The following is a 1,817-nucleotide window of genomic DNA, read 5'->3' as shown; positions in this document are numbered from 1 at the left end:
CGATCTGGAAGCCGAGCCCGCGCTGCGCACGTCCTTCGACGCCCAGATGAATTGCCGCTTCCGGGTTTACGCGGACCAGATCGCGGCGCGGTTCGACTGGAGTCGCTTCCCCGACGTTCTCGACGTCGGCGGCGGCGACGGCACCCTACTGACGGCGATCCTCCGCGCGCATCCCGGCGTGCGCGGACGAGTGCTGGACCTGGCGCCGACGGCCGCCGCTGCCACCGAGCGATTCACGGCGACCGGCCTGAGGGAGCGCGCGTCCGCCGTTGCGGGCAGCTTCTTCGATCCGCTCCCCACCGGTGCCGATGCCTACCTTCTGTCCGACATCCTGCACGACTGGGACGACGAGCTCGCCGCAGCCATCCTCGCCGAATGCGCCCGCGCCGCAGGGGCTTACGGGGCGGTTGTGGTGATCGAGCCGATTCGGGGGCGGGGGGCCGATACGGCGATCGACCTGTTCATGTCGATGTGCTTCGGCGGGCGGGAGCGGACGGTGACCGAGTTGGGGGCGCTGGGTGAGACATGCGGTCTGATGCTGCGTGCTGTGAGGCCGGTGGCGGACGGGCGGACCGCACTGGAGTTCCGGAGTCGGTGACACTGCGACGCGGCCGGCAAATCCGCGAGCTATTTGTCGGCGCTTCGGTTTATGATCGAACACATGTTCGAACATTGGCCGGAGAAGGGAGAGTTCGCACTGCATCGGGTGGTGGTTCCGCCGATGCCGGTGCTGGTGGACGTGGCTGCCGCTATCCCCACGTATCCACGGATGGTCGATCACGAAGCGGTGGCGGGGCAGGTGCGGGCGGGCGGGCTCGAGATCACCGGGCGAATTCCGGGGCGGCTGCACGCCTGGGCGCGGGCGGCGGACGGAACGTGGCTGGGGCTGGTGGAATTCGAGTTGCGCACCGGGAACGGGCGCAGTCGGCTGCCGGTGACCCAATGGTGTCCGGCACATGCGTTGATCATGCGCGGCGGGTGCGGGCCGCCGGATTAGCGGCCCGCCACATCGCTACGCGGAGCGGCGATTTCCGGCCGCCGCGGGCTCGGCGACCGGGACCAGACCGGTGAGTGCCGCGGGCAGCGGGGCTCGGTGCAGAACTCCGAGGCGCTGAGTGGCGCGGGTGAGGGCCACGTAGAGTTCGGCCGCGCCACGCGGCCCGTCGGCGAGGATGCGCTCCGGTTCGACGACGAGTACGGCATCGAACTCGAGGCCCTTCGTCTCCGATGCCGCAACCGTGCCGGGCACGCCGGGCGGGCCGATCACGACGGCGGTGCCCTCGCGCCCCTCCTCGTCGCGAACGAAATCCGCGATGGCGGAGGTCAATTCGCTCTCGTCGACTCGGCGCGACCACGGCCGCACGCCACAGGCGCGCACCGACTCGGGTGGCCGCACACCCGGCGCGAATTCGGCGAGCACCGCGGCCGCGACCGCCATGATCTCGGCCGGCGTACGGTAGTTCACCGTCAGGGAGCGGTAGCGCCACCGGCCGGGAACATAGGGCTCGAGCATGGCGTCCCACGACGTCGCGCCGGCGGTCGAACGACGCTGGGCGAGGTCGCCGACCACGGTGAGGGAGCGGCCCGGACACCGCCGCATCAGCACCCGCCAGTCCATCTCGGAGAGCTCCTGCGCCTCGTCGACCACGATGTGGCGATAGGTCCAATCCCGGTCGGCGGCGGCACGTTCGGCCAGATCACGGGTATCGCGATCGGTGAATCGGTCGGCGAGGTCCTCGGCGTAGAGCAGGTCGGTGGCGAAGAGGTGGTCCTCGTCGTCCATCGAATCCTCGCGGCCGGTCATGAGCTCCAAAACG

At 70.2% G+C, this 1,817-nt stretch carries 2 protein-coding genes and 1 pseudogene; 2 read left to right on the top strand and 1 reads right to left on the bottom strand.

Annotated features, from left to right (window positions below; genetic code table 11):
- Positions 1-598: methyltransferase (locus ACGF5C_RS34340; RefSeq protein WP_393308517.1), on the top strand; the 598-nt coding region annotated here is incomplete at its 5' end.
- A gap of 63 nt (positions 599-661) precedes the next feature.
- Positions 662-997, top strand: coding sequence for a hypothetical protein (locus ACGF5C_RS34335; RefSeq protein WP_228796180.1), 336 nt, complete (start codon positions 662-664; stop codon positions 995-997).
- Between the two features lie 15 nt (positions 998-1,012).
- Here the strand turns inward: ACGF5C_RS34335 and ACGF5C_RS34330 are convergent.
- Positions 1,013-1,817 (bottom strand): annotated as a pseudogene (locus tag ACGF5C_RS34330) (helicase); the annotation flags it as partial.

Origin of the sequence: Micromonospora sp. NPDC047620, from assembly GCF_043205005.1 — a bacterium.
In the GTDB taxonomy this organism is placed as follows: Bacteria; Actinomycetota; Actinomycetes; order Mycobacteriales; family Micromonosporaceae; genus Micromonospora.
Note: the sequence above shows the minus strand (reverse complement) of the source record. Positions and strands in the feature narration are given on the sequence as shown.